2 protein-coding genes and 1 riboswitch are annotated in these 2,700 nt (G+C 69.6%); both genes read left to right on the top strand.

Annotated features, from left to right (window positions below; all coding sequences use genetic code 11):
- The first annotated feature begins 64 nt into the window (after positions 1-64).
- Positions 65-1,192: a PP2C family protein-serine/threonine phosphatase gene (locus I8N67_RS41185; RefSeq protein WP_200309432.1), complete on the top strand. Its 1,128-nt coding sequence runs from the start codon at positions 65-67 to the stop codon at positions 1,190-1,192.
- A gap of 234 nt (positions 1,193-1,426) precedes the next feature.
- A riboswitch (cyclic di-AMP (ydaO/yuaA leader) is annotated at positions 1,427-1,584 on the top strand.
- Positions 1,585-1,595: 11 nt separating this feature from the next.
- A complete protein-coding gene (locus tag I8N67_RS41180) occupies positions 1,596-2,651 on the top strand; it encodes a M23 family metallopeptidase (RefSeq protein WP_200309431.1) in 1,056 nt (351 codons plus the stop codon).
- Positions 2,652-2,700 lie beyond the last annotated feature (49 nt).

The following is a 2,700-nucleotide window of genomic DNA, read 5'->3' as shown; positions in this document are numbered from 1 at the left end:
GAATCCGTATCGGAATTCCGTATACGTATTCGTATCCGTGGGGCGGCCGGAGGGGAGTGAGGGCGTGGCGGAGCCGACCGGGCGGCGGTTCTCCTACGCCCGCACGCGCACTCTCGCCGGCGTCCTCCCCGTCCTGCTTATCGTCATGGGCCTCTTCTACGACCACTTCACTCCGCGTGAGTTCACGGCGGTCCCCTTCTTCACCGTCGCGCCCCTCGTGGCGGCCCCCCTCTTCTCGCTGCTCGGCACGGTGGTCACGGGCCTCGCATCGGTCGCCGGCATCACCGTCGTACACGTCCGCTACGGCGACGCAGGCCACGTGGACGCGATCACCGAGATCGTGACGGTGGCCATCGTCGCCGCACTGGCCGTGCTCATCAACCGCCTAGTCCGCCGCAGCGACGCCCGCCTCGCCACCGCCCGCGAGATCGCCGAGGCCGCGCAGCGGGCCGTACTGCCGGTGCCGCAGGAGCGGATCGGCGGGCTGGAGATCGCCGCGCGGTACGAGGCGGCGCAGGCCGGGGCGTCGATCGGGGGCGATCTGTACGCGGTGCAGGACTCGCCGCACGGCGTACGGCTGATCGTGGGGGACGTACGAGGCAAGGGGCTGGGGGCGGTGTCGGCCGTCGCGGTGCTGATCGGCGCGTTCCGGGAGGCGGCCGAGCAGGAGTCGACCCTCGAAGCGGTCGCCCAGCGGCTGGAACGGGCGCTGGCCAGGGAGGCCGCGCGACGGGACGCCGCTGTGGAGCACGAGGGGTTCGCCACGGCCGTACTGGCGGAGTTCCCGCACGGTGCGGGGCGAGCCAGGATCGTCAACCGAGGCCACCCGTCACCTCTGCTGCTGTACGCCGACGGAACCCTGAGCGAGCTGGACACCACGAGGCCCGCGCTCCCGCTCGGCATGGACGATCTGGGCACCTGGCCCGACCGTGCCGAGGAGACCGGGTTCCCGCCCGGCGCCACGCTGCTCTTCTACACCGACGGCCTGTCCGAGGCCCGGGACGAGCACGGCACTTTCTACGCCCCTGTCGAACGTCTGTCCGGTCGGGCATTCCCCGGCCCGCGCGCCCTCTTGACGACTCTCGCGGAAGAGGTACGCCGGCACACCGGCGACCGTACGACGGACGACATGGCCCTCCTCGCGGTCCGCCGCCCGCACACCTCTCTCTCACATCTCCCGCAAATTTCATGATCGTCATTACGGAACGTGTCTGTTCGAATCCTTTCCGCATAACGACTGACGCACTGTCAGGGCAACTGTTACTCCTGGGGCAAGGTCAACTCGCCCGTTTTCCGCCCCTCGTGACCCGGTTGGTCCAGGGCGAAAGCCGGAACGATCACTCAGAACAGCTTGGAATGGAGTACCCCCGTCTATTAACGTTCGATAACGCAGCGCGGTCGTCCCAGCCGTCACAAGAGATGGCTCCGTGCTCACGCGCCGAATCCCGCAAGGGAACCGGGGAACCACCACCCTGGGGTGAATCGCACGGAAGCCGTCGTGGCAGCACGACAGGTTTACGCGCGTAGGAGACCTTCCTGCTCCGAACCCGTCAGCTAACCCGGTAGGCGAGAAGGAAGGAAAGGAGTACGCCCACGTGGCGTCCAACCGGTCCGCGACCGAAGCCCCGTTCGTGCCGAGCCAACGCGACGGCGAGAGCCAGACGTTCGCCTACGGCAGCTACAACAGCGACAACGAGGGCCCCTGGCAGGAGTGGAACCCCACCGCGGAGTCCACCCGCCCTGTCCGCGGCCGGCACCGCGTGGCCAAGCAGCGCCAGCGCGGCGGACTCGCCCGCAGCTCCACGGTTCTCGGCGTAGGCGTCATCGCCGCCGTCGGCGGTGCGGGCATGGCCAGCGCGCAGACCGGCAAGCCCCCGGTCTCCATATCGATGCCCGACATGCCGAATGTCGGCTCGGTCTTCGACGAGGACGACGCCGAGCCGGAGGAGCCGCAGGGCTCTGCCACCCCGCTCAGCAGCGCCGGCCTCATCGCCGCCGACACCGAGCAGGGCACCACCAACGCGGGCGAGGCGCTGCGCGCCCGCATCATGGCGCAGGCCGAGTCCCAGCAGGACGCGGTCGACCTGAAGGCCGCCGAGGCCGCGCAGAGCGCCGCCGCGAAGAAGGCCGCCGAGCAGGCCGCCAAGGAGAAGAAGGCGGCCGAGGCGAAGGAAGCCGCCGCCAAGAAGAAGGCGGAAGAGGAGGCCGCGGCGAAGAAGGAGGCCGAGCGCCTCGCCTCTCTCGCCAAGCAGTACACGCTTCCCACCTCCTCCTACACCATCACCTCCACCTTCGGTCAGGCCGGCGCCTACTGGTCCTCCGGCTACCACACCGGCCTCGACTTCGCGGCCCCCACCGGCACGCTCATCAAGGCCGTCCACAGCGGCACCATCACCCAGGCCGGCTACGAGGGCTCGTACGGCTACAAGACCGTCCTCACCCTCGATGACGGCACCGAGCTCTGGTACGCCCACCAGTCCTCCATCGGCGTCAGCGTCGGCCAGAAGGTCTCCACCGGCGACGTCATCGGCCGCGTCGGCGCGACCGGCAACGTCACCGGCGCCCACCTCCACCTGGAGGTCCACCCCGGCGGCTCCGCCAGCGGCATCGACCCGGGCGCGTGGCTGCGCAGCAAGGGGATCAACCCGTAGGACCCGTACCGTTCCTTTGGACTGAGCGGGAGTGAGTCCGCTCAGCCGT

The organism is Streptomyces adelaidensis (assembly GCF_016598475.1).
Lineage (GTDB): Bacteria > Actinomycetota > Actinomycetes > Streptomycetales > Streptomycetaceae > Streptomyces > Streptomyces adelaidensis.
This window is presented reverse-complemented; position numbering and strand designations above follow the sequence as displayed.